Consider the following 23,462-nt stretch of genomic DNA (forward strand, 5'->3'; position numbering starts at 1 on the left):
GGATGGAAAGGGCCAGGCGGTTAGAAAACCTGACATCTGCTATTTTTGCTGAAATTGACTTATTAAAAGCCAAGGTAGCTAAAACCGGAAAGGAAATTATTAACCTGGGAATTGGCAGCCCGGACCAACCTCCGGCCAAACACGTACAGGAGGCCTTACTAAAGGGAGTACAAAATCTGAATAATTACGGTTATCCCACTTCCCGGGGCCTTTTTCTTTTGCGGGAAACAATAACCCATTGGTACAAAAAAAGATTTGGCGTAAGCATTGACCCGGAAAAGGAAACCCTGGTCTTAATGGGGTCCCAGGATGGGTTGGGTCACCTGCCTTTGGGGTACCTGGATGAAGGCGATATTGCCCTGGTTCCTGATCCGGGATACCCTGTATATGCTGCCGGTGTAAGATTAGCCGGGGGAAAAATTTACCCCATGCCTTTATTAAAGGAAAACGCTTTTCTTCCTGACCTTCAAGCTATACCTGAAGAGATAGCCCGGCAAGCAAAAATGATGATTTTGAACTATCCCAATAACCCGGTGGCAGCGGTAGCAAATTATGACTTTTTCCGTAGTGTGGTGGAATTTGCCAAGAAGTATGACATCCTGGTTTGCCATGATGTTGCTTATTCAGAACTGGCTTTTGACGGATACAAGCCGATGAGTTTCCTGGAAATACCGGGAGCGAAGGATATAGGCGTAGAATTTCATTCGGTTTCAAAAACTTATAACATGGCCGGTTGCCGTTTGGGATTCGTGGTAGGAAACGCCGAAGCCATAGATACTTTGGCTTGTATAAAATCCAATATAGATTACGGGGTTTTTTTGCCTGTGCAGGAAGCGGGGATAGCAGCACTGACGGGTCCCCAGGACATTGTTCGGCAAAATGTTGAGAACTACCGCCGGAGACGGGATTTGCTTATCGAAGGCTTGGCAAAAATAGGCTGGTATGTAGACAAGCCTCTGGCCACTATGTTTGTCTGGGCGCCACTGCCGGCAGACTATACATCTTCCGTTCAATTTGCCCGCCAATTGTTGGAGAAAACGGGTGTCGTTGTGGTTCCAGGAATAGCCTTCGGCGGTCAGGGAGAAGGGTATGTACGCATCGCCCTGGTTCAAGAGGAGGAGATTATCGCTAAAGCGGTGCAACTAATCGGTGAAAACTTTAAATTTTAAAAAACAGCAGGTTGGTAAACCTGCTGTTTTTTTATGAGTTAAGTCTAAATCTACCACCCGCGGCATATAATAGGCAAATAAAGGGTGGTGACAGAGTGAGCGAAATTAGAGATATGGCTTTGGAGAGAAGGATAAAAGAACTGGAAGAAAAAATCGAACAACTGCGTTTCAGCCGCCGTGTGCTAATGAACCTGGTTGAAAGAGTTGAACGGGAAAGGATGGAAGCGGTGACCCAACTGGAAAGATTGAATAAAAAATTACAGGCAGTAAATGCCAAATATGCTAGGAAATTATGGCATAAAAACAGACAGATTATTGAATTAGAGACAAAATTGTATAAAAAGAATCTGAATAACGTGCTATAGTGACAAGTTATCCACAATTTTATTCACATTTGCGTGCTAATTGTGAATAATCAGAAAATTAGATTTTAATTACATTTTTTTGACACGGTAGGCCTTCAGTGTGTACAAGCAGACACATAATTGCCTGTTATTTTGGTAGGAATTTACTTCAAAAAGAGGAAAAATAAAAAATTGCCCGAATTGATATAACATGGATGTGTTTGCCATATCAGGAAATTGTGGCAATGCTTAGTTTTTTGTAATAGAAAGTGCGAGTTCCGGAAGGAGGAAGAAAATGTTTATTAGTTACCGGAAAATGGCCCAGGGCATGGCAACTTTTGTTTTAGCTGCGGGTATTACGGTATTTGCTTTTACATCCGGCGATAAAGCAGTGAAGCAAGTTGATCCACCTAGAAAGAATGTTGCCTTAAAGGAGGATGTAGGCCAAAAAATAGGTGATAATTCCGACCGACAGAAATTAATTGCCGTCAAAAGTGGTCACCCCACAGTTAATGGGCCTACCAGTAGAGGGCGGGAAGCCAAACCGGCTGAAGATTTTAAATACCAGGTTCAAAGCGGGGATACGTTATATGACCTGGCCATTAAATATGGCGTTTCTATAGATGAAATTATGCTGGCCAACAAGATTACATCGGACAAGCTGTCGATTGGTCAGGAGCTTATTATCCCAGTATCCGGGAAGTATAAAAATCTAGCGGCTTTAAAAAGAGCTTCTGTAGAAAATTCTTACAGCAAAAAACAGGTAAGTTATAAAACTCCTCCTTCACGCAGCAGCATAAATAACATTAGAGCTGCGGAGATGAAAGTAAGCAGCATCAGAACAGGCGAGCTAATTCCCTGGAGCGAGGTGAACAACCTTTTCCCCCGAGGAGCCAAAGCAACAGTAATTGATGTTGATACCGGGCTTACTTTCAAGGTAAGGAGATTGCAGGGAACATACCATGCTGATTCAGAGCCTTTGACTGCAGAAGATACGGCTGTTCTGAAGCGATTATACGGTGGTCGGTGGAGTTGGACAAGGAGAGCAGTGGTAGTTTTGGTTAACGGAAAATACATAGCCGGTTCTATTAATGGTATGCCCCATGCAGAAGATTCTATTCCCGATAATAATTTTCCCGGACATATTTGTATTCATTTTAAAGACAGCAAGACACATGGCTCTTCTTATACAAAATCAGGCCGTCCTACAGTAGACCAGGATCACCAGGCGATGGTCCGTAAGGCGGCCGGAGAGTAGACATTTTTCCCGTATATTTTGTATACGGGTTTTTTAATATTTAGGATAACCTCAAAGCATGATTTGCGGATATCAACAAAAGTTGACTAAAGGTTTCGACAGAAACTTTTGTTCTTTTTATAAAAAGTAACAGGAATTAATATTAGCCAAAACGAATATACGAAATAAAAATCTCAACAATATAGCAAAAACAGGAGGAAGACATTGAAACGGTCAAACTGGTCATTTCGCCGCTATATTTTATACATAGTAGTTTTCTTGGCGCTTATTTGGGCGGAAAGTCTGGTTCATCCGAGGATTGCTCCAAAAGTTGATCCCAATGCCGGTAAGCCCTCTAATACTGCGGGAATAAACAAAGATGACGAAAAAAACCGGAGTTTATACAGGTTGCCACAAACGAAGGGTAAAACACGTGACTTTACATCTGAACAGGGCAACGGGGAACAAATAAGATTAATACCGGGTACGGTAACAAGGACGGTAGATGGCGATACTGTCTATGTCAGGCTGGTTTCCGGGGATGAAGAAAAGGTGCGGCTTACCGGGGTAAATACTCCCGAAATCCATCATCCCCAAAAAGGGGTGGAACCATATGGGCGTGAGGCTGCGGATTATACCAGGTCCCACTTGTCCGGGAAAAAGGTTTACTTGGAAACAGACATAAGTGAGCGGGACAAGTATGGTCGACTGTTGGCATATGTATGGATGGCCCGGCCATCCTCGACAACGGATAGCGAAATCAGGGCCAAAATGTTTAACGCCCGGCTTTTACTGGATGGTTATGGTCAACTGATGACCGTTCCGCCCAACGTAAAATATGCCGATTATTTTCAAAATTATCAGCGGGAAGCCCGTGAAAATAATTTAGGGCTCTGGGGTATAAAAGGTACATTTTGAACCCACCTGGCAAAAGCTATAGCTTTTTACCCAGAAGGTTTAATTTGGAAGCCAGCAGGTAGCCGACGCTGATCAGAATAATCGTTAACAGGGTTACAATCAAGCCTATCCTCTGGTGAGGGTTAAAGATACAGCCGATAATGGCAAAGAAGACCATACCTATGCCCAAATAGGATGAAAAGGGGTAGGCAAACATTTTAAATTTTAATTTCCCCAGCGATTTTTCGTAAGCGGGGCGATTTTTTATTTGTGCAGCGAAAACAAAAACCCAGTTTAAAATCATCATTATTCCGGCAGCGGTTGTAACCAGTTCAAATACAGAGTTTGGAAGAAGAAAAGATAAAACAACAGCAATGGCCAATCCGGTACAGCTTACAGCAAGAGACTTCACGGGCACGCTCTTTTTGTTCAGTTTTGCCAGCGATGGCGGCGCTTGACCGTCCTTGGCCAAAGATACCAGAACATAGGCAATGGAATATAGGGCACCGACCATGGTGGAAAAGGCAGCAGTTATGATAATTAAATTAAAGAGGGAACTAAAGTACGGAATATGAAAAGACGACAGGGCTGTAACGAAGGGACTTTGTGCGCCTGTTATGCTGTCCCAAGCCACAAAATAAAAAACAAACACAATTGATAAAAAATAGATTACAGTGAGAGCTAAAACAAGAATTGTGCTGGCCTTATACAGGTCTTCTTGGTTTTCCAGTTCATTGGCGGCAAAACCGATCACCCCTATACCTCCGAAAGAGAAAAGAACAAATAGCAAGGCTGACCACATACCCGAAAACCCATTGGGAAACAACCGGTGGAACGAGAAAATGTTATGTGATGCCGTTTGTCCGGCCGGGGGCAAAACGGGAATGATTTTCAGGAAAACCAGGACGCCAAAAAAGATAAAACTGACCAGGGTGGTTATTTTTATTATGCCAAAAATGGATTCCGCTTTGCCAAAATTCTTGGCGCCCGTAATGTTTATTGCCAAAGCCAGCACGGAATAAATAATGGAAAAAACCCACAAGGGCACATGGGGAAACCAATACTTGGTAAAAACTGAGAGGGCGGTAATTTCGCTGGACATTGTAAAAACACCGCCAATCCAATACATCCAGCCGCAGACAAAACCTACACCGCGGCCTAATGCTTTTCTGGTATAGTGGCGAAAGGAGCCGGGGTTTGGGTCATTTACGGACATTTCTGCCAGGGCTGCGAAGGAGAGATAAGATAACAGTCCGCCTACCAAGTAAGCAATCAATACAGACGGGCCGGCAAGATTAATTGCGACTCCGCTGCCTAAGAAAAAACCGGCGCCGACAATAGACCCCATGCCGATAAGGGTCAAATGCCACCACTTCAGTTTACCTCTGTTTTTCTTTTCCTGGTGGTATTGGACCGTTTGCAGTACCAGGTGATGGTATTTCATGAGCAGTACCAGCTCCTTTATACATTCGATATTATAATAATTTGCTAAAATCTACGAATAATAATTGGAAAAAATCACCGATTGCTCATCGGTGATTTTAGATAGCCGGATATATAAGCGATTCTTTTTAGGGGTTTTTGAAAAGCGGCAGGACGCCACAACTTACCTTTCTGTTGACGGTAACGTCGCCGGAGAACACTCCGAAGATTACGATTTTCTGGCCGTTAGGACAGACAATGGTGAATGCTCCTACCCAGGTATTCGGTACTACCTGGCTCGCCACCAGAGTAAGAACGCAGTTTTTGGTTGCGGTGTTTGTATCGAAGTTTATTAACGTGACTTTTTTGAATACGGCTTCTACGTTTTCAATTCCGCCAAATTTAAAAGTACGGACAAAGACCGGCGTATTTGAGCTAAAGCTAAATCTTTGCAGCAAGCCGAATTTCCTTGGAAACTGTACGGTGCCGCTGACAGTGCCAACGGGTGAGAAAAGCTGGCAGGAAACGTTGGCCGAAATTGTAGCTTTGGTACCTTTCTTATTATCAATGGAACCGTTAACAATTCCGTCACTGGGTAATACGATTTTAGCCATTTAGATTCCCTCCCTTTGGTTACATAATATGATTGATGTTAACAGAAAGTGATATGGAAAAGAGGTTACAAAGTTTTTATAACTGTTTTGCATGACCCTATAGAAAAAATATATAGCGCTTTTATTCCGGTCGATTTCAAATTAAAATTAAAGGGTATTTTAAAATTAAAATATCTGGGGGTTGATGTAATTTGCGTAAAAAAGCCATAGCATCAGTGTTAGTGTTGTGTATGTTTATCATTGCAGGGTGTTCAACAGCAAGAAACAGAGATGCCGGTATTGGCGGTAATGCAAAAATTCCTCCTAAAATCAGGATATCGCTGCAATACGGAATCGGTTACGCACCACTTCAGATAATGAAGGAAAAAAAGCTATTGGAAAAGTATCTGCCCGGTGTTAAAGTTGAGTGGAAGCAAATGGGTACAGGAGGGGTTATCAGGGAAGCCCTGGTAAAAGGTGACCTGGATGTAGGATTTATGGGAATTCCACCATACCTGGTAGCGTGGGATAAAGGAGTAGACTGGAAAATCGCTGTAGCCTTGGCCAGTTCTCCGCAAGGGCTGCAAACCAACAAAAAGACTGTAAATTCTTTAAAGGATTTGGGAAAAAACGATAAAATAGCTGTTCCCATACCAGGTAGTGTCCAGCATATTTTGTTGGCCATGGCTGCCGAAAAGGAACTGGGTGATGCCAAAGCATTAGACAAAAATCTTATTTCCATGACCCATCCGGACGGGGCTACCGCGCTTATAAGTGAAGCAGCTATAAGTGCGCATTTTACTTCTCCACCTTATTTGTTTAAAGAACTGAAAGCAAAAAACATAAAACAGATTGTGGACGCCGAAAAAGCCTTTGGCGGGGAACACTCGTTCCTGGTAGGGGTAACAACCAAAAAATTCCACGATGAATACCCGCTGGCCTATGCGGCATTTTGTGCTGCTGTAAACGATGCCATATACTTTGTCAATAATAATACGAGGGAAGCGGCCAAGATACTTGCTCCCGAGTACAAATTATCAGAGGAAGAGACATATAAATACCTGACATGGCCCGGAACAAACTATACCTCCACTCCTTACGGGCTTATGGGTTTTGCTCAATTCATGCAAAAATATGGTTACATCCGTAAAGTTCCTAAAGACCTGAACGAAATTGCCTGGGAAAACGTTGTCTCTGCTATCGGCAAAAAAGCAGGAAATAAGTCCGTACTGGAGAAGGCCCAGTACCGTTAAAACGGGGTGGCTTCACTTGTGTGACATTTTATTGGTAGATATGAATTCCTTTTATGCTTCAGTCCACCAGGCTCTTGATGCGGCCCTCCGGGGCAAGCCGGTGATAGTTTGCGGGGATCCCGACAAGCGCCACGGGATTGTATTGGCTGCATCATATGAAGCAAAAAAGTACGGTGTGAAGACGGCCATGCCCAGGTGGGCAGCCCAAAAACTTGTCCCAGATGCCATATTCATAAAACCTGAACATAACAAGTACGCGGAGTTTTCCGGACGAATCATGACCATTTTGCGGGACTTTTCACCCCTGGTAGAGCCTGCTTCTATAGACGAAGCCTTTGTTGACGTATCAGGGTGCAGGATTTTTGGTGACAGCATTGAAATAGCCAAACAGATAAAAAACAGAATCCGTGAAGAAGTAGGCGTGCTTTGTTCTGTGGGCATCGGTCCCAACAAGCTGCTGGCCAAAATGGCCGCTGAACTTAAAAAGCCGGACGGCCTGACGTTGCTGACGGAAAAAGATGTTCCCCATAAACTATGGCCCTTGCCGGTCGGCGAATTATACGGGGTAGGCCCAAAAACCGAGAAAAGGTTGCGTGCGCTTGGCATCAAGACCATAGGAGACCTGGCCAATTACCCGGTAAGCTGCCTGGAGGAACGCTTTGGGACCACCGGGCGGACTTTACATATGTCGGCCAACGGAATCAGTTATAGCTCCGTCAATCCTCACGCCTGCGAAGAAACCAAATCAATCGGTAACCAGCTTACTCTGAGCCGGGACTGTACAGCGGCTGAAATAAGGCCTGTCATTATGGACCTGGCGGAAAAAGTGGGTTACAGGGTACGGCTGGGGGAATATGTCTATAAAACTGTTGTGGTTACAGTCAGAGACACCAAGTTTCGTAATCATTCCTGGTCTAAAACGTTTTTGGAGCACACAGATACTACAGAAGACATTTTTAACACGGCTATGAAGCTGCTAGCCGCAAATTGGCCTCAAAATAAAAAAATCAGGTTAGTGGGTGTAAGTGCCACTAACCTCGAGAAAAAAACCTTTGAACAGATGGACTTGTTTTGTGAAAAAGAGAAACTGCGCAGGCTGAACCAGGTTTGTGACGAAATAAAGAAGCGTTTTGGTCACGCAAGTGTAAAAAGAGGCATATCACTGGCGAAGACCAGTATGAAAATTTGACTGGATTTCTCTGGCAGGGGGTGTCCGGCTGCTTCTGGTAAATATGTAAATACCGATAAGGATTACTGTCCCCCCAAAAATTTGCCTGGGTGTAGGTATTTCGGCCAGAAATACAAATGCCCATATAATGGCCCCAATGGGTTCACCAAGTACACTTACGGCAATCACCGAAGCCGGAAGGTAACGAAGAGCCCAGTTAAACGAGGTATGGCCGAGGATAGTGCATACCACTGCCAGGGCCAGGAAAAGCAACCAATCTTTTAATGAGTACGGGAAAAAAGGAGTCCTTGAAACAAGACTGATGAGCACAAGGGTCAGGGAAGCGCTGCCGTAAGTAACGAAAGTATAGGCTGAAAGGCTTACCATAGATCGTAATCGTCGGCCTATGATTAGGTAACCCGATACCAAAACAGCAGCGGCGAGGGCCAGGACATCACCGAAAAGGGCATCAGCGCCTACCCGGAAATCCGATGCCCCAACTATGACGCTTCCGGTGAGGGCCAGGGCGCCACCCAGCATTGCTCTGGCGGTAATCTTTTCTCTGAAGAAAAGATAAGAGCCTAACACGACAAAAACAGGCTGGGTGGTAACCAGTACCGTTGAGCTGGCCACACTGGTATATTTCAGGGAAGTGAACCAGGTGAAAAAATGCATGGCCAGAAAAATGCCGCTGGCGGCAGCCAGGAGGACTTCACGCCGTGACATGCTCGCCAGATGGGAACGCTTTACTGTAACTGTAAAGGGTGCCAGGATGAGGAAAGTAAACAAAAGCCGGTAAGTCGCTATCACTAAAGAGGGGGCAGAAGACAATTTCACGAAAAGAGAAGAAAATGATACAGCTAAAACCCCTACCAGCACCGCCAGGTAGGGGTTTATTAAAGGCTTGTCTGTAGTTGTATCATGCATTAACTTTCGCATAACAATTCTCCTATGTAGTTTTTTTAGTAACTTTATTATAACATGAATTTGTCTGTGACCGAACAGATAACTTATCTTTTGTTTATCAGGGGCCTTGATAAGGTAAAACCAAAAGAGAAAAGGAGGCCTGACCACTGATACACATGGATATAAATAGCCCGGCCACCTGTGCCATTCTGGCCAGGCGGGCCCTGGAGCTGGCGGTGAAGTGGGTTTATAGTGCCGACAGTTGCTTGAAGGTCCCCTACCAGGACAACCTCTCCAGCCTGGTCCACGACCGTACTTTCCTGGATATCCTGGAGCCGAAACTGTTTCCTTTGATTAAATATGTCATCAAACTGGGCAATATGGCCGCTCATACCGGCAATAAAATAACCCGGGAAGAAGCCGTGCTCTAAAGCAGTCTGTGAAGCGGATGGGCGGAAGTTATTTACAGTCGGGCACTTTGACCTGATTATCATAGACGAGTCCCACCGGAGTATCTATAAGAAATACCAGGCCATTTTTGACTACTTTGATGCCCTCTGATAGGCTTAACCGCTACCCCAAAGGATGACATAGACAAGAATACTTACCATGTCTTTGACTTGGGAAATAACATCCCCACTTATGCCTATGAATACGGGGAGGCGGTGGGTGATGGGTTCCTGGTGCCCTATTATACTGTGGAAACGGGCCTCAAATTCATGGAGGAAGGCATTTACTATGATAATTTGAGCGAAGAAGAAAAAGAGCAGTATGAGGAAAAGATGCCGCAAATAGCCGTTTCTGTTGATATGCTGGATACGGGGATAGATGTGCCGGAAGTGGTCAACTTGGCATTTTTCAAGAAGGTCAGGTCCAAGGCCAAGTTCTGGCAAATGATCGGGCGGGGGACCAGGTTGTGCAAAGACCTTTTCGGCCCCGGCATGGATAAATTTTAACATAAAAGTAGACCTGGTCAAAGAACTGCAGCATCTGGACTACCAGAAAGAACGTTATATAAATTATCGTAACAGGCTTATTTGGGAATTGGTTGGCGAAATAAACAGGTTGAATAAAGACAGTTTTGTGGTGAAGCAACATCTGAAATACATAGATAAATTTGGCGCCCCTAAAGCATGGAATTGTTTAGGTACTAAATGATTGTTACGCAACAGAAGTCCTGGGGGCTTAATCCCACTGTTATTTACGTTTATAATAAATTTTTTTCAGCAGAGCCGGCTTAAAAGCCATCCGGCCATGAGTTGACGAATTGGCAAGTTCATTATCTGGTTCAAATAACCGGATGTAAGCGAATGTATTCAAGAAATGCCACGTAAGATAAATTAAAAACGGTACTATAACCTGACCATAGTTCCATTTGAAAATACCTAAATTGGCCAGGACATTGGAGAACAGTACACTGTACATTGCAGATATAACGGGAAAAATGTAGACCCATGGTTTTGTCTGGGGTATGGTATAAAAATATAATACGAAATAGATTGTCCATGCTATGGGCGGAAAAAAGGGGATCCCAAGTATCCCAAAGGGACCAAAATTTATATAACCGCCTATTTTTAATAAATGTGTTACGACAAGAATAATTAGCGTATCAAATACCCCGCCACAAAGTATCGCAAAATAAGCTAACCGTCGGATGTCTTTTTTGGGAACAACCGTTATGGCAATTAGCCCTATAATTGCGGTGTATATCGGGTAAATAAAATGTTTCGGCATGCCGCTTCACCTCAAATAATAGATTAGTTCAATGAGCACTGTATTTAAGAATTAAATATATCATAGTTTAGTTTTTCAGATTTTCTGGATAATATTTATTTTTTTGTATTGCCGGATGAGATGAGCAGCAGCCTTAATACGGAAGGTGGGTGGGGTGACCCGGCTACCCCGGAGCTTTGTGCTGCAAAAGCTTGCCAGGAAAACAAATAGCCGCTGTGGAGTAAAACAATAAGTTGCGACTTGGTGGAGGGCGGATAGACAGCGTTAACGACAGTGAAGGCTTGAAATCGCTGTTTCCGGCACGGACGCCGGAAACCCGGCCACGAGCCATGGACGGCGATTTGGCCGGGTTCAGCGATTTCAACTGAACGGAGTTTACATTGTCTCCGCCCGTAACCTCGGAGCAACGTGTGTTTTACCTACACAGCGGCAATATGTCCTCCCTTTTTTTTGATTTCGTCTTTGAGCGGAGGAACCATTTGTCCCTGTTCGTGACAAGTAAGTTTTTCGGCTTATTTTTTTATTAATGACATACATGGTTCCAAATGCCAGGAAGTTGGATAATTAAACAGTTTGGTATAATATCCTGCTTCAAATACAGTACCTTTTTGAACAGGCCATGGAGAATATAAGACCCGCTTTATCATAAGGCGAAAACCCGACCATCCGTTTTCAGAAAGTTTTTCTATAACTTTAACGATGGTTACCATACCGAATTTTTCTTTATAGACATAGTAACTGCCAACCTGTACCTGGTCTGGGTCGACAAGTTCTCCCGGCTGTCTTAAACCATGTATAAACCAACCGTCTTTAACCTGCTTATCAATAGCTGTTTCGGACTTTCCTGTAATAATATTCATCATGTCTCCTCATTCCGGTTGCTAAATTTATGAGTGGAACCAATGAAAAAGAGCCCTGGTCGGCTCTGTAAGGTTACACACTCTTATTATTTTAATGGAGACGGTTCTGTTTATCAATATAAAATTTTGAAAAATAAAATTTTATAATAACAAACATAAGTTTATACTACTGAAGGGATTGACGGTAAACTGTCGAATACATAAAAAATTGTTATTTCATAAACAACAATCTGTAAACTAATAAGGTTTGGGTGTAAACTATGGCTGGACAGTTTTTTATTAAGGGAATCGGTGTGGGTGTTGCTATTGCTGCACCGGTAGGACCTGTGGCTTTATTGTGCATACAGCGGACACTGAAGGAGGGACGGCTTGCCGGTTTTGTTTCCGGTCTGGGAGCAGCTACCGCCGATACTTTTTACGGCTGGTTGGCAGGTTTCGGTCTTACTTTTGTGGGAAGGTTCATGGTGGAACACCAGGCTTGGATTCATGTTTTGGGCGGCCTGTTTCTCTGCTTTATGGGTTTCCGGACATTCAATGCTGCTCCGGCTGCAGCGGAAGAATCGCTGAAAGGCAGCGGCCTCTTGCGGGCTTATATCTCCACTTTACTGGTAACGCTGACCAATCCTGCGACGATTTTGGCTTTTGCCGGCATATTTGCCGGTGTAGGTTTGACCAGAAGCGGAACGACTTACTCTGCGGTAGGTGTTTTAGTGGCGGGAGTTTTCCTGGGTTCTGCGCTGTGGTGGCTTTTTTTGAGTTACGGGGTCAGTGTTGTCAGACACGGCATTGATACGTCCCTGATGAAATGGATTAACCGGGTGGCCGGAATAATGATTATAGTTTTTGGAGTAGTTGCCCTGCTCACCTACAGGACTACAGCCGGTATGAACATGCTCAGGTAAAAAGTGGTAGCAACCATTTCTTTATTCATTTCTCAAGGCTTCTATAGGGTCCAGTTTTGCCGCTTTGGTAGCGGGGTAAACACCAAAAAAGACCCCAACCAGCAAGGCAAACAGCAGAGCTATAATTACTGCCGGAACCGATAAGGCCGTCTGAATGGCGGGGAAAATCGATGGCAGCATTCTGGCCCCTCCGATACCTGCCAGGGTGCCAATAATACCGCCGATTATACTGAGGAATATGGCTTCAATCAAAAACTGCACTAATATGTCCCGGCGGCTGGCCCCAATGGCCTTGCGCACTCCGATTTCCCTGGTACGCTCAGCGACAGAAACCAGCATGATATTCATAATTCCAATGCCGCCGACCAAAAGGGAAATGGCTGCAATTCCACCCAAACCGGCTGTTAGGATACCTAAAATTTTATTTATGACCGTCAGCATATCCTGCTGTTTAAGGACGGTAAATTCTACAGCCTTATGGGATTTCAGCAGGGTTTTTCTAATAATGTTTTCTGCCGGCTTTACCTCTTTGGCAGAATTGGCCTGGGCAATGATCTGGCTGACATGCTTATCTTCTGCCCGATCAATAATTTCAGTGATGGGCAGGAAAATTTTAACGTTAATATTTTCTTCGTGGGGCCCCATATTTTCCGGTTTTTTATAACTTAACACCCCAACTACTTTATATTCCTTACCGTTTAACTTAAAAAACCTACCTACGGAATTTTTGCCGCCGAAAATTTCTTTATTGGCCTGGTGTCCAATTACAGCTACTCTTTTTTTATTTTCGCGTTCTTTTTTAGAAATGAACCTTCCCCAACGTAAGTCGGGCTGATTGATTTTAAAAAAGTCTTCGTCTACCCCGGTAGTGGAAACGTAAATTCTCATTTTATCAAGCCAGTCAATGCCTCCGTACATGGCTGTGGCCGCAGCGATATGTTTTTTGTTTTTCAGAGCCAGTACATCATCGTAAGTAAGCGTGCTTTTCTGCCCAAATCCGCCTGACCTAACCCCCAGCTTACTTTCAACGGCTTTCTGCGGGCCAATTTCAATTTTCCCGGGGAATACATAAAGCAGGTTTGCGCCCAAAGATTCTACCTGCGAAGTAACCTGGTGCTTTACACCTTCGCCTATGGATGTGAGCATGATGACTGAAAAAATGCCTATAATGATGCCCAGCATAGTGAGAAAACTGCGCAATTTATTATGAAACAATGATTTGAAGCTGCTGCGAAAGGTCTCTCTAATTCTCATTTAGGCTTCCTCCACAATGCCGTCTTTTATGTTTAAAATCCGGTTGGCTTCCCTGGCAATATTTAAGTCATGGGTAACTATAATTACTGTTTTTCCTTTCCTGTTTAAATCCTTAAAAATATCCAGAACTTCGCGACCGGTTTTCGAGTCCAGGCTGCCCGTGGGTTCATCTGCTAAAATGACAGAAGGCGAATTTATGATAGCTCGCGCAATAGCTACCCGCTGTTTTTGGCCACCGGACAACTGGTTCGGTTTATACTTCAACCTGTTTTCTAATCCCAGGGCAGACAAGGCTTCTTTTGCCTTTTCCTTTACTTTTCTTGGCGGTTCATTGCCGTAAAGACCGGCCAGTTCAACATTTTCCAGGGCAGTGTATTGGGGTAGCAGATTAAAGGACTGGAAGACAAATCCAATATGCTTATTTCTTATTTTGGCCAGCATTCTGTCATTCAGTTTGCCGGTATCCTGTCCGGCCAACAGGTATTTTCCCCTGGTGGGCCGGTCCAGGCAGCCAATAATATTCATTAAAGTCGTTTTTCCTGAACCGGAAGGGCCGATAATAGCCACGAATTCGCCGTCACTTACGGTTAAGTTGACATTTTTTAAAACTTCGGTAATTTCATCGCCATTTTTGTAACTTTTATGGAGGGATTCTATTGCAATGCCCATTCGACAATCTCCCAATTAACAGTTATAGTTGCAACTTGGTTTTATTTTCGGCATAAAACATCCAAAATAAACTGTAAAAATATCATTTTCGTTATGGTATAATAAAAAGAACGTGGTTCGAAAAAGAAGGTGGGCGCCAATTGCGGAAACGTTACACAATAACAGTAAACGGAATTGTACAGGGAGTCGGCTTCCGTCCTTTTGTTTATAAATTAGCGGAACGGTACGGCCTGTCCGGTGAAGTGGCCAACACAACCCAGGGCGTGATTATTGATATTGAAGGTGAGGACAAAGACATTGACAACTTTATGGAGCAAATAAAATACTACCCGCCACCGCTGGCCGATGTACAAAAAGTTGATAAGAGGGAGAGGGAACTGAAGGGTTGTTCTTCTTTTGTCATTAAACACAGCCAGGGAGAAGAAGAAAAACAAACCTTGATTTCGCCTGACGTGGCCATATGCGATGACTGCCTGGCGGAGTTGTTTAACCCGTCAGACCGGAGGTACCTTTACCCTTTTATCAACTGTACCAACTGCGGTCCCAGGTTCACGATTATAGAGGACGTTCCCTACGACCGGCCGAAAACAACGATGAAGTGTTTTCCCATGTGCGCACAATGCCTGGATGAATACGAAAACCCGGCTGACCGCCGTTTTCACGCTCAGCCTAATGCCTGCCCGGCGTGCGGACCCCAGGTTTTTCTTACAGATAGGCGCGGCGAAGTTCTGCCTGTGGATGACCCTATCCGAGAGACGGCTGAACTTCTTCTCCGGGGACACATTATTGCCATCAAAGGCCTCGGTGGTTACCACCTGGCCTGTGACGCTAAAAACGAACAGGCGGTCAGGGAACTGAGGTCCAGAAAGTATCGTGAGGACAAGCCTTTTGCGGTGATGTTTAAGGACGTGGACAGTGCATTTTCTTACTGCCACATTTCTGTCAGCGAAGAACGCCTGTTAAAGAGCATAAAGAGACCAATTGTACTTTTAAAGAAAAAAAAGGAATCCTATGACCTGGCTTACCAGGTGGCGCCGGAAAACGACTTTCTAGGGGTACTGCTGCCATATACACCGCTCCATTATATACTTTTTAAATATTTTACCGGCCCGCTGGTAATGACCAGCGCCAATGTAAGCGACGAACCTATTGCTTACAAGGACCGGGACGCACTGGAACGTCTGGCGGAAATTGCCGACTATTTCCTGATGCATAACCGGGAAATCCGGCACCGTTGTGACGATTCGGTGACGCGGATATTCCGGAACAGGGAATACCTGATTAGAAGGTCAAGGGGTTATGCTCCGCGGCCCATCTTATTGCAGAAACAATGCAAACAAATTCTGGCCTGCGGCGCTGAACAGAAGAACACTTTTTGTTTGACAAAAGGGTCTTATGCCTTTGTCAGTCACCATATAGGGGATCTGGAAAACCTGGAAACCCTGGAATCCTTTACGGAAGGGATAGAATTATATAAAAGACTGTTTGCTGTCGAGCCCGAAATAATTGCCTATGACCTGCACCCGGAGTACCTGTCGACAAAATACGCCTTGCAACAGGACCACCCGAAAAAGATAGGCATTCAACACCACCATGCCCATATTGCAAGCTGTATGGCCGAGCACAATTTAACAGGCCCGGTCATCGGGGTCGCCTTTGACGGGACCGGCTACGGGACCGACGGCAGGATATGGGGCGGCGAATTTCTGGTGGCAGATTTAAAGGATTTCCGCAGAGTGGCGCACCTCGACTACCTGCCCATGCCGGGCGGGGCTAAAGCCATCAGGGAACCATGGCGGATGGCAGCCAGCTATCTGCTGCAATTATTTAAGCCGGCAGACCTGGAAAAAGAAAGTTTACCCATGGTTAAAAAGTGCGGCATAGAGCGGGTGACCATGCTGGGGGAGTTGATTGATAAACAAATAAACTCGCCGCTGACTTCCAGTATGGGCAGGCTGTTCGATGCCGTTTCAGCCTTACTTGGTATCAGGGAGACAGTAAATTACGAAGGCCAGGGGGCCGTGGAATTGGAACAAAAGGCCCGTCTCTGGTATAATAAGGATAGCAGTTTATCATATCAGGTTCAGTTCAAATCCGACCCTGAAGGTTGGATAATTGATCAGCTAACGGTCATTTTACAAGTTCTTGACGACCTGAAAAGCGGACGGGCTTTGGAGGAAATTGCCTACAGGTTTCATCTCGGCGTAGCTGAGCTGATTGTACAAACCTGTGTGAAAATAAGGGATAGGTTCAATATTTCGGACATCTGCCTGGGTGGAGGCGTATTTCAGAATCTCCTGCTCCTGGAAATGACTTTGGACCGATTGACCGGGCAGGGATTTAAAACTTATATTCACAGGCAGGTCCCCACCAATGACGGAGGAATTGCCCTAGGTCAGGCCGTAATTGCAAACGAAAGGAGTGGTAATTAAATGTGTTTAGCCGTACCAGGTCAAATAATAGCAAGGAATGATTTCACTGCGGAAGTGAAATTGGCCGGAGTCGTGCGGGAAATAAGCCTTGAGCTGGTCCCGGAAGCCCAGGTGGGAGACTATGTGCTTGTTCATGCCGGTTTTGCTATTCAGGTTATCGATGAAGAAGAGGCCAAAAAGACTTTAGAGATTTTCAAGGAGCTGCTGGAGCATGAAGTATCTTAAAGAATTTCGGGACAGTGATGTTGCCCAGGCTTTTATCCGCAAAATCAGAGACATATCAAAAAAAGACGTTAAACTTATGGAGGTTTGCGGCACGCATACGGTATCTATTTTCCGGCACGGCATCCGTGATGTGCTGCCGCCTAATATAAAGCTCATTTCGGGACCGGGCTGTCCTGTTTGCGTTACTCCAAACAGGCAAATCGACGAAGCCCTGGAACTCTGTAAAATACCCGGTTTAATTATGACCACCTTTGGGGATATGATGAAGGTTCCCGGTTCTTATTCCAGTTTAGCCAAGGAAAAGGCTAGAGGAACCGATATACGGATTGTATATTCTACCATGGATGCTGTGAAACTGGCTCAGGAAAACCCCACTAGAGAAGTGGTCTTTTTTGGCATCGGCTTCGAGACCACGTCGCCGACCATTGCCGCGGCAGTTCTGGCTGCGGAGCGTTTGGGGCTCAGGAACTTTTCTGTTGTCGGCGCCCAAAAACTAATTCCGGAGGCCATCAGGGCTTTGCTAGATTCCAACGAAATAGGCATCAACGGATTTATTTGCCCCGGCCATGTAAGTTCTATACTGGGCGTTGAACCTTACCGTTTTATTTGCGAAGAATATCATGTGCCGGCGGTAATCGTTGGTTTTGAACCTCTGGACATGCTGCAGGGGATTTACATGCTGGTCAAACAGATTGAGGCCGGGGAAGCCAAAGTGGAAATTCAGTATACCCGCGGGGTTCCTGAACACGGCAATCCCCGTGCCCGCGAACTGTTGTTTAAAGTGTTCGAAATATCCGATGCCGAATGGCGGGGTATCGGACATATACCCGGTACCGGGCTGAAGTTTAGACGGGAATACGCCAAGTATGATGCAATAGCCAAATTTAACATCAAAGTAGAAAATGCCAGAGAGCACCCTGGCTGTATCTGCGGCGAGGTCCTGCGCGGCGTAAAAGTTCCTTACGAATGTAAGCTTTTCGGAAAAGCCTGTGTGCCGGAAAATCCTGTTGGCGCCTGCATGGTTTCCACGGAGGGAACCTGCGCCACCTATTACAAATACGGAACGAGGGAGGGCTAGAAATTGAAATATGATAAGGTGCTGCTGGCCCATGGCAGCGGCGGCAAATTATCCCATGATCTGGTGCGGGAAGTTTTTCTACCGGCCTTTGGAAATAAAGCCCTGAACCGACTTGATGACCGGGCGGAAGTATCAGTTCCGGGGACAAGGCTGGCATTCAGCACTGATTCCTTTGTGGTCAACCCCATTTTCTTTGCGGGGGGAGATATCGGCAAACTGGCCGTTTGCGGGACTGTCAACGACCTAGCCATGGGTGGCGCCCAGCCCCTTTATTTAAGCGTAGGTTTTATTATAGAAGAAGGCCTGGAAATGGACATTCTGAAAAAAATAGTGGCCTCCATGCAGGCAGCGGCCAGAGAAGCCGGCGTTGACATAGTCACCGGCGACACAAAAGTGGTGGAAAAAGGCTCTGCCGATAAGCTCTTTATTAACACGGCCGGTATTGGTATCGTGGAAGAAGGCATCCATATTTCGGGACATAACGCCAAACCGGGGGACAAGGTTATTATCAACGGGTTTATCGGCGACCACGGTATGGCCGTAATGGCGGAGCGGCAGGGTCTAAGTTTTCAGTCCGGGATTGCCAGCGATTGTGCCCCGCTGAATAAGCTGGTGGCCAAGATGCTGGAAGTAACAAGAGATATCAGGGTTCTCCGGGACCCGACAAGGGGCGGCGTGGCCACAACCCTAAACGAGATTGCCGGGCAAAGCAGTGTAGGTATAGTACTGCATGAAAAAGAACTGCCCATTCGTGACGAGGTTATGGCGGCCTGTGAGTTTTTGGGGTTTGACCCCCTTTATGTGGCCAACGAAGGTAAATTGCTGGCGATTGTGCCGGCAGAAAAAGCTGAAGATATACTGGCAGTCATGCAAGGTGAAAAATACGGAGAAAATGCCGCCATTATCGGCGAAGTTGTCAGCGACCATCCGGGAAAGGTAGTGCTAAAAACAGCCGTTGGCGGCAGGAGGATTGTTGATATGTTGGTTGGGGAGCAGTTACCGAGAATTTGCTGATCTCCGGCCCGGGGAAGGTGAATCACCATGAGGATAGCCGTCATCGACGGGCAAGGCGGCGGATTCGGGAAATATATAGTGGAACGCTTACGCAAAGAGCTTCCGGAAGAAACAGAAATAATTGCCCTGGGAACCAATGCCATGGCTACCTCGGCAATGCTAAAAGCAGGGGCTAACGAAGGCGCTTCGGGAGAAAACGCTATTGTTTGTAACGCCAACAAAGTAGATTTAATTATCGGGACCATTTCCATAATTGTAGCCAATTCCATGCTGGGAGAGCTGACTCCGCGCATGGCTGAGGCAATAGCATCGAGTCCTGCCCCCAAGCTGCTGCTGCCTGTTAACAGAGCGGGCATAGAAGTGGTCGGCGCCGAAGAAGGTCCTTTACCCCACCTGCTAGACCGGCTAATGGCCAGGTTAAAAAACCGGTGATCGGAACAACCTTCTTACTTAACCCAGTTCCCCGTCAAGTAACGTTGACCGGTGTTTAACTGGCTGAAATCAGTAGGAAGGTATGGTTGGGTGTTTTGCAGGTTTACCTTTCGTGCAGCTTAAATTTTAAGTCCGTTAGTTTTATGGAGAGGTGGGTGGGGTTCTCCGCAACCAAGGAGCTTTATGCTGCAAACCCTGGCCAGGCAGGCAGTGTTCCCGAACTCGATGGCTCAAGTTGCATTTCTCGAAAGCCAGGCCGCCTCCCGTCCAGCCACTCAACTTAACTTGAGTGCATGACTTCCCGGCGGCCTTCGCCATCTTCAAACATGCGGGAACTCCCTGCCCGCCTGGCTGCGGTTTTGCGGGCGCAGTCGCTCCTTAACGGTAGCCCGAGAACCCCACCCCTCCTCGTTGCAAGTAGGCCTTGCATGGTGAAACAACCATCGCTTTAAGGATAAAAGAAGATACCGCTATGGAGGTCAAACAATAAGTTGCGACTTGGTGAAGGGTGGGTAGACAGTGTTAACGACAGTGAGGGCTTGAAATCACTGTTTCCGGCACGGACGCCGGAAACCCGGCCGCAAGTCAGGATGACGATTCGGCCGGGTTCAGTGATTTCAACCGAACGGAGTTTACACTGTCTCCGCCCGTAACCTTGAAGCAACGGTTGCTTGGCCTCCATAGCGGTTTGAGAACCACCTGGCAAGGTTTTGCAGCACAAAATAAACTGGGGTATAGGTTACTTGAAGGAGACTAGTTCAGTTCATCGGCTTCTCTGATAATATTGATAATTGGGTCGGTACTGTTTTCAGCGTGGTGATACAGGATAAGTCGGACCAGCCTGCTATCCAACCCTGCCTTTTCGGCCAGGTCTGCGCCTAATTTGGCATGGTTTTTGGCCACATACATGGTATAGAGAAATTTATTAACTCCGGCTATGGTATGCGGAGGTTTCCATGTGCCGATAAATAAAAACCTGCCCAGCAAAACATAAAAAACTTTATAGAACTTGGTTATTTTGACCAGGCTTTTACCTATGTCATGCAGCAGGGCGCCTTTAACTGCATGTTGCTTTTCGGTGGCAGAAAGGTTATAAGACTGAGCCAAGCGCAGAACTGTTCTGGCTGTGTTAATACTGTGTGAAGCCGTTACAGCATCAAGCCGGTCAAAAAGGGACTTTTCCACAGGATTAAGAAAATCTGATGTAAAAGCTTCATCAGCAGGGGTAATTTCTGCCTTACATGCTGCAACAAATTGCCTTATTCTGCGCCACATCATTTTCACATCCTCTATCCAGAATGAATATAGCATTAAAGGCCATAGGCTATACAGAATGAGTATAGCATTAAAGGCCATAGGCGGCAATCATATTGTTTTTTCAAAAAAATTTTTGAAGAAGGAATTGCTTGCATTTTGTAGAATAAAAAAATAATAATAACAATTTTAACAAGGTTGCCTTCAGAAATTTTCCGGGGAATCAGGTGACAATCCTGAGCGGTCTCCGCCACTGTAACCGGGGAGGGCCCTTGCATATGCCACTTATTTTGCGCAAATAGGGAAGGCGCAAGGAACTCTGAAGATCCGGGAGCCAGGATACCCGACTGGAGGTGAACACAATACCTTCGCGAGAAAGGGATTGGGTTCGATATTGGCGGGCTTTTTGCCTGTATTAGCGGACTTAATCCTCATGCTTATTGAGGATTAATTTTTTTGGAGGAACGATATGACAAAAAATGAAGCGCAGGGAGAGATCATACTTGTAACGGGCGGTACCAGAAGCGGGAAAAGCCAGTTTGCTGAAGCCCTGGTTGCCGGATTAGGCAAACCGGTCGTTTACATAGCTACAGCGCTGGTAAAGGACCCGGAAATGGAAATGCGCGTGAAAATCCACCGTGCAAGGCGTCCGGCATCATGGCTAAATGTAGAAGAACCCTTTAACGTAGCAGATGCCGTCCGGCGCGAAGGGAAGCCTGGAAATGTGATTTTGCTTGACTGTCTGACCTTCTTATTAGTCAATCTCATGTTCCGGCAGGAACTGCCGGAACATGAGGAAGAATTTAAAGCAGAAGAGGAAAGAATGCTCCGGCAGATATCTGAAATTGTTGCCGCTGCCAGGGAGACAGGTACAACGCTGGTAGTAGTTTCCAACGAATCTGGTTTGGGATTGATACCTGCCGACAGGTTATCCCGCAAATACCAGGAAATTGTAGGCAGGGCCAACCAGATTATGGCTGGAGCAGCAGACCGGGTATATCTGGTGATTGCCGGGATACCGGTGGAAATAAAAGAAATGGGCAAAAAAATATTAAATGAGATTGGGAGAGTAGATTGATATGGCTAAATGTATTATGTTTCAGGGAACAGGTTCCCACGTTGGTAAAAGCGTGTTGGTGGCAGCTTTATGTCGGATATTTTTACAGGATGGTTACAAAGTTGCTCCCTTCAAATCACAAAACATGGCTCTTAACTCATACGTGACCAAAGACGGAGGCGAAATGGGACGGGCCCAGGTAGTCCAGGCCGAGGCTGCCGGGCTGGAGCCCAGTGTGCTCATGAACCCTGTCCTCTTGAAACCTACCGGGCAGGCCACCTCGCAGGTCATCGTTTTAGGCAAACCTGTGGGTAACATGTCGGCCCAGGAATACCACCGGTCCTACAACATGACAGCGCTGGGAGTCATTGAAGAATCCTTAAATAAACTGAAGGAGCAGTTTGACATCATTGTTATAGAGGGGGCCGGCAGCCCGGCGGAAGTCAACCTGCAGGACACAGAAATAGTCAACATGAGGATTGCCCGTATGGCCGACTGTCCTGTGTTGCTGGTAGCCGACATTGATAAAGGCGGAGCTCTGGCTTCCGTAGTCGGCACCCTGGAGCTGCTGGATCCTGATGACCGCAAAAGGGTAGCGGGAATAGTGATAAATAAGTTCAGAGGGGACGTAAAACTGTTCCAACCGGCTGTTGATTTCCTGGAAAAGAAAACAGGGATACCCGTTGTGGGAATAGTTCCCTACTTTACAGGGTTCCGTGTCCAAGAAGAAGACACAATACCGGAAGATACTCTGGAGGCCGGTTTAAAAGAATTGCCGAATAAGATAGACGTTGTGGTTATTCAGCTTCCCCATATCTCCAATTTTACCGATTTTGACCCTTTGGAGGACGAACCTGACGTGCACTTGCGTTACGTGGGCAAGGCCGATAAATTCGGTGATCCGGACCTGGTTATTATTCCCGGCAGCAAGAACACTATTCAGGACCTGGTATTTCTGGAAAAAACGGGATTAGCCCAGAAAATAATCGAGTCCAGGAAAAAAGGCAAGCCGGTCATCGGAATTTGCGGCGGTTTTCAGATCCTGGGCAAAGAACTTCATGACCCGCTACATACCGAGTCGGAAATTGAATCACTGAAGGGCCTTGGCTTGCTGAATATGGTGACAGTATTTGAACCGGAGAAAATCACCACTCAAGTCCAGGCTGAAGTTTTGGGCCACGGCTGTTTCATGGAGGGTTTGACCGGTCAAAAAGTAACTGGATACGAAATCCACATGGGCAGGTCTACTATAGGGGAAGGTATCCTGCCGGCTTTCCGCATATTTGAACGCTCCACACGGGAAACCAATGTGTTGGACGGAGCAGTCAGCGAAGACGGACGGGTTTTCGGCACCTATATCCACGGGATTTTTGACAATGACGCATTTCGCAGGCATGTAATAAACCTGATCAGAGAGGAAAAAGGCTGGGAACCATTGGTGGAAGATGAAGTTCTTACAGTAAAGGAACAGCGTGAGCGTGATTTTAACAAACTGGCCGATGTGGTACGGGCCAGTATGAACATAGACCTTATTTACAAGATTATGGGCCTGGAGGCTTAAT

General features: G+C 45.9%; 25 protein-coding genes, 1 pseudogene and 1 riboswitch. Of the genes and pseudogenes, 18 read left to right on the forward strand and 8 right to left on the reverse strand.

Going from position 1 to position 23,462, the window contains the following annotated elements:
• Nucleotides 1-2: 2 nt before the first annotated feature.
• The 4 genes from Tfer_RS01155 (at nt 3) to Tfer_RS01170 (ending at nt 3,668) form a co-directional block, all read left to right on the forward strand.
• Nucleotides 3-1,169, forward strand: coding sequence for an LL-diaminopimelate aminotransferase (locus tag Tfer_RS01155; protein WP_052216517.1), 1,167 nt, complete (start codon nt 3-5; stop codon nt 1,167-1,169).
• A 95-nt stretch (nt 1,170-1,264) separates the two neighbouring features.
• A complete protein-coding gene (locus Tfer_RS01160; RefSeq protein WP_052216518.1) occupies nt 1,265-1,534 on the forward strand; it encodes a translation initiation factor 2 in 270 nt (89 codons plus the stop codon).
• Nucleotides 1,535-1,808: 274 nt separating this feature from the next.
• Entirely contained in the window at nt 1,809-2,771 is a 963-nt protein-coding gene (locus Tfer_RS01165) for a LysM peptidoglycan-binding domain-containing protein (protein ID WP_052216519.1), read from the forward strand.
• Between the two features lie 204 nt (nt 2,772-2,975).
• Complete coding sequence (locus tag Tfer_RS01170) at nt 2,976-3,668, forward strand: thermonuclease family protein (RefSeq protein WP_052216520.1); 693 nt, start codon at nt 2,976-2,978, stop codon at nt 3,666-3,668.
• A gap of 16 nt (nt 3,669-3,684) precedes the next feature.
• Here the strand turns inward: Tfer_RS01170 and Tfer_RS01175 are convergent, their stop codons facing one another.
• Together Tfer_RS01175 and Tfer_RS01180 are read right to left on the reverse strand one after the other, a co-directional pair.
• Nucleotides 3,685-5,091 carry an amino acid permease gene (locus Tfer_RS01175; protein ID WP_052216521.1) on the reverse strand — a complete coding sequence of 469 codons (1,407 nt, stop codon included), beginning with the start codon at nt 5,089-5,091 and terminating at the stop codon, nt 3,685-3,687.
• A gap of 127 nt (nt 5,092-5,218) precedes the next feature.
• Nucleotides 5,219-5,683, reverse strand: a complete 465-nt coding sequence (locus tag Tfer_RS01180; RefSeq protein WP_052216522.1) for a hypothetical protein — start codon at nt 5,681-5,683, stop codon at nt 5,219-5,221.
• A gap of 191 nt (nt 5,684-5,874) precedes the next feature.
• On the opposite strand from Tfer_RS01180, the gene Tfer_RS01185 reads away from it, so the two are divergent.
• Both Tfer_RS01185 and dinB read left to right on the forward strand, forming a co-directional pair.
• Nucleotides 5,875-6,915 (forward strand): ABC transporter substrate-binding protein, encoded by a 1,041-nt coding sequence (locus Tfer_RS01185; RefSeq protein ID WP_052216523.1) that lies wholly within the window; start codon nt 5,875-5,877, stop codon nt 6,913-6,915.
• Between the two features lie 16 nt (nt 6,916-6,931).
• The gene (gene dinB, locus Tfer_RS01190) at nt 6,932-8,104 is read left to right on the forward strand and encodes a DNA polymerase IV (protein WP_083436696.1); all 1,173 of its coding nucleotides are present in this window, start codon (nt 6,932-6,934) and stop codon (nt 8,102-8,104) included.
• Here the strand turns inward: dinB and Tfer_RS01195 are convergent.
• Complete coding sequence (locus Tfer_RS01195; RefSeq protein ID WP_200900993.1) at nt 8,075-9,022, reverse strand: DMT family transporter; 948 nt, start codon at nt 9,020-9,022, stop codon at nt 8,075-8,077. The genes dinB and Tfer_RS01195 overlap by 30 nt on opposite strands.
• 143 nt (nt 9,023-9,165) lie before the next feature.
• On the opposite strand from Tfer_RS01195, the gene Tfer_RS01200 reads away from it, so the two are divergent.
• Both Tfer_RS01200 and Tfer_RS15785 read left to right on the forward strand, forming a co-directional pair.
• Nucleotides 9,166-9,420, forward strand: coding sequence for a DUF4145 domain-containing protein (locus tag Tfer_RS01200; protein WP_052216524.1), 255 nt, complete (start codon nt 9,166-9,168; stop codon nt 9,418-9,420).
• Between the two features lie 16 nt (nt 9,421-9,436).
• Nucleotides 9,437-10,138: pseudogene (locus Tfer_RS15785) on the forward strand (DEAD/DEAH box helicase family protein); the annotation flags it as partial.
• A gap of 48 nt (nt 10,139-10,186) precedes the next feature.
• Here Tfer_RS15785 and Tfer_RS01210 read toward each other — a convergent pair.
• Nucleotides 10,187-10,723 (reverse strand): hypothetical protein, encoded by a 537-nt coding sequence (locus Tfer_RS01210; protein WP_052216526.1) that lies wholly within the window; start codon nt 10,721-10,723, stop codon nt 10,187-10,189.
• Between the two features lie 233 nt (nt 10,724-10,956).
• Between Tfer_RS01210 and Tfer_RS17045 the strand changes: the two genes are divergently transcribed.
• A complete protein-coding gene (locus tag Tfer_RS17045) occupies nt 10,957-11,091 on the forward strand; it encodes a hypothetical protein (RefSeq protein WP_282432032.1) in 135 nt (44 codons plus the stop codon).
• 144 nt (nt 11,092-11,235) lie between these two features.
• On the opposite strand, the gene Tfer_RS01215 is transcribed toward Tfer_RS17045, so the two are convergent.
• Entirely contained in the window at nt 11,236-11,583 is a 348-nt protein-coding gene (locus Tfer_RS01215) for a hypothetical protein (protein WP_052216527.1), read from the reverse strand.
• A 260-nt stretch (nt 11,584-11,843) separates the two neighbouring features.
• Here Tfer_RS01215 and Tfer_RS01220 point away from each other — a divergent pair, with 260 nt between their 5' ends.
• Entirely contained in the window at nt 11,844-12,485 is a 642-nt protein-coding gene (locus Tfer_RS01220) for a LysE family translocator (protein ID WP_013120175.1), read from the forward strand.
• Nucleotides 12,486-12,506: 21 nt separating this feature from the next.
• On the opposite strand, the gene Tfer_RS01225 is transcribed toward Tfer_RS01220, so the two are convergent.
• Together Tfer_RS01225 and Tfer_RS01230 are read right to left on the reverse strand one after the other, a co-directional pair.
• Nucleotides 12,507-13,739 (reverse strand): ABC transporter permease, encoded by a 1,233-nt coding sequence (locus tag Tfer_RS01225; RefSeq protein WP_052216528.1) that lies wholly within the window; start codon nt 13,737-13,739, stop codon nt 12,507-12,509.
• Nucleotides 13,740-14,408 carry an ABC transporter ATP-binding protein gene (locus tag Tfer_RS01230; RefSeq protein ID WP_052216529.1) on the reverse strand — a complete coding sequence of 223 codons (669 nt, stop codon included), beginning with the start codon at nt 14,406-14,408 and terminating at the stop codon, nt 13,740-13,742.
• 140 nt (nt 14,409-14,548) lie between these two features.
• On the opposite strand from Tfer_RS01230, the gene hypF reads away from it, so the two are divergent.
• The 6 genes from hypF to Tfer_RS16435 all read left to right on the forward strand — a co-directional run bounded on the left by hypF (nt 14,549) and on the right by Tfer_RS16435 (nt 20,242).
• On the forward strand, nt 14,549-16,840 hold the full coding sequence (gene hypF / locus Tfer_RS01235; protein WP_052216530.1) for a carbamoyltransferase HypF: 2,292 nt from the start codon (nt 14,549-14,551) through the stop codon (nt 16,838-16,840).
• Entirely contained in the window at nt 16,841-17,065 is a 225-nt protein-coding gene (locus Tfer_RS01240; protein ID WP_013120179.1) for a HypC/HybG/HupF family hydrogenase formation chaperone, read from the forward strand.
• Complete coding sequence (gene hypD, locus Tfer_RS01245) at nt 17,052-18,143, forward strand: hydrogenase formation protein HypD (RefSeq protein WP_052216531.1); 1,092 nt, start codon at nt 17,052-17,054, stop codon at nt 18,141-18,143. The genes Tfer_RS01240 and hypD overlap by 14 nt, the downstream gene beginning before the upstream one ends.
• A 3-nt stretch (nt 18,144-18,146) precedes the next feature.
• Nucleotides 18,147-19,157: a hydrogenase expression/formation protein HypE gene (gene hypE, locus Tfer_RS01250; RefSeq protein ID WP_052216532.1), complete on the forward strand. Its 1,011-nt coding sequence runs from the start codon at nt 18,147-18,149 to the stop codon at nt 19,155-19,157.
• Nucleotides 19,158-19,184: 27 nt separating this feature from the next.
• Nucleotides 19,185-19,589 carry a DUF3842 family protein gene (locus tag Tfer_RS01255; RefSeq protein WP_013120182.1) on the forward strand — a complete coding sequence of 135 codons (405 nt, stop codon included), beginning with the start codon at nt 19,185-19,187 and terminating at the stop codon, nt 19,587-19,589.
• Nucleotides 19,590-20,080: 491 nt separating this feature from the next.
• Nucleotides 20,081-20,242 (forward strand): hypothetical protein, encoded by a 162-nt coding sequence (locus Tfer_RS16435; protein WP_160315506.1) that lies wholly within the window; start codon nt 20,081-20,083, stop codon nt 20,240-20,242.
• 100 nt (nt 20,243-20,342) lie between these two features.
• Here Tfer_RS16435 and Tfer_RS01260 read toward each other — a convergent pair whose 3' ends face one another.
• Nucleotides 20,343-20,867, reverse strand: coding sequence for an HDIG domain-containing metalloprotein (locus Tfer_RS01260; RefSeq protein WP_160315507.1), 525 nt, complete (start codon nt 20,865-20,867; stop codon nt 20,343-20,345).
• A gap of 164 nt (nt 20,868-21,031) precedes the next feature.
• A riboswitch (cobalamin riboswitch) is annotated at nt 21,032-21,209 on the forward strand.
• Between the two features lie 103 nt (nt 21,210-21,312).
• Here Tfer_RS01260 and cobU point away from each other — a divergent pair.
• Together cobU and Tfer_RS01275 are read left to right on the forward strand one after the other, a co-directional pair.
• Nucleotides 21,313-21,921, forward strand: coding sequence for a bifunctional adenosylcobinamide kinase/adenosylcobinamide-phosphate guanylyltransferase (cobU, locus tag Tfer_RS01270; RefSeq protein ID WP_052216534.1), 609 nt, complete (start codon nt 21,313-21,315; stop codon nt 21,919-21,921).
• Nucleotide 21,922: 1 nt separating this feature from the next.
• Nucleotides 21,923-23,461 carry a cobyric acid synthase gene (locus tag Tfer_RS01275; protein WP_013120185.1) on the forward strand — a complete coding sequence of 513 codons (1,539 nt, stop codon included), beginning with the start codon at nt 21,923-21,925 and terminating at the stop codon, nt 23,459-23,461.
• The last annotated feature ends 1 nt before the right edge of the window (nt 23,462 follow it).

It is taken from the genome of Thermincola ferriacetica (genome assembly GCF_001263415.1).
In the GTDB taxonomy this organism is placed as follows: Bacteria; Bacillota; Thermincolia; order Thermincolales; family Thermincolaceae; genus Thermincola; species Thermincola ferriacetica.

Bases quoted from the DNA above. Each gene is read 5' to 3' on its own strand.
- cobU (WP_052216534.1), top strand. From the start codon at position 21,313: ATGACAAAAAATGAAGCGCAGGGAGAGATCATACTTGTAACGGGCGGT.
- Tfer_RS01260 (WP_160315507.1), bottom strand. From the start codon at position 20,867: ATGATGTGGCGCAGAATAAGGCAATTTGTTGCAGCATGTAAGGCAGAA.
- Tfer_RS01155 (WP_052216517.1), top strand. From the start codon at position 3: ATGGAAAGGGCCAGGCGGTTAGAAAACCTGACATCTGCTATTTTTGCT.
- Tfer_RS01275 (WP_013120185.1), top strand. From the start codon at position 21,923: ATGGCTAAATGTATTATGTTTCAGGGAACAGGTTCCCACGTTGGTAAA.
- Tfer_RS01200 (WP_052216524.1), top strand. From the start codon at position 9,166: ATGGATATAAATAGCCCGGCCACCTGTGCCATTCTGGCCAGGCGGGCC.
- Tfer_RS01240 (WP_013120179.1), top strand. From the start codon at position 16,841: ATGTGTTTAGCCGTACCAGGTCAAATAATAGCAAGGAATGATTTCACT.
- Tfer_RS01230 (WP_052216529.1), bottom strand. From the start codon at position 14,408: ATGGGCATTGCAATAGAATCCCTCCATAAAAGTTACAAAAATGGCGAT.
- Tfer_RS01195 (WP_200900993.1), bottom strand. From the start codon at position 9,022: ATGCGAAAGTTAATGCATGATACAACTACAGACAAGCCTTTAATAAAC.
- Tfer_RS01175 (WP_052216521.1), bottom strand. From the start codon at position 5,091: ATGAAATACCATCACCTGGTACTGCAAACGGTCCAATACCACCAGGAA.
- hypD (WP_052216531.1), top strand. From the start codon at position 17,052: ATGAAGTATCTTAAAGAATTTCGGGACAGTGATGTTGCCCAGGCTTTT.
- Tfer_RS01225 (WP_052216528.1), bottom strand. From the start codon at position 13,739: ATGAGAATTAGAGAGACCTTTCGCAGCAGCTTCAAATCATTGTTTCAT.
- Tfer_RS01255 (WP_013120182.1), top strand. From the start codon at position 19,185: ATGAGGATAGCCGTCATCGACGGGCAAGGCGGCGGATTCGGGAAATAT.
- Tfer_RS01210 (WP_052216526.1), bottom strand. From the start codon at position 10,723: ATGCCGAAACATTTTATTTACCCGATATACACCGCAATTATAGGGCTA.
- Tfer_RS01165 (WP_052216519.1), top strand. From the start codon at position 1,809: ATGTTTATTAGTTACCGGAAAATGGCCCAGGGCATGGCAACTTTTGTT.
- Tfer_RS01220 (WP_013120175.1), top strand. From the start codon at position 11,844: ATGGCTGGACAGTTTTTTATTAAGGGAATCGGTGTGGGTGTTGCTATT.
- Tfer_RS01215 (WP_052216527.1), bottom strand. From the start codon at position 11,583: ATGAATATTATTACAGGAAAGTCCGAAACAGCTATTGATAAGCAGGTT.
- Tfer_RS01180 (WP_052216522.1), bottom strand. From the start codon at position 5,683: ATGGCTAAAATCGTATTACCCAGTGACGGAATTGTTAACGGTTCCATT.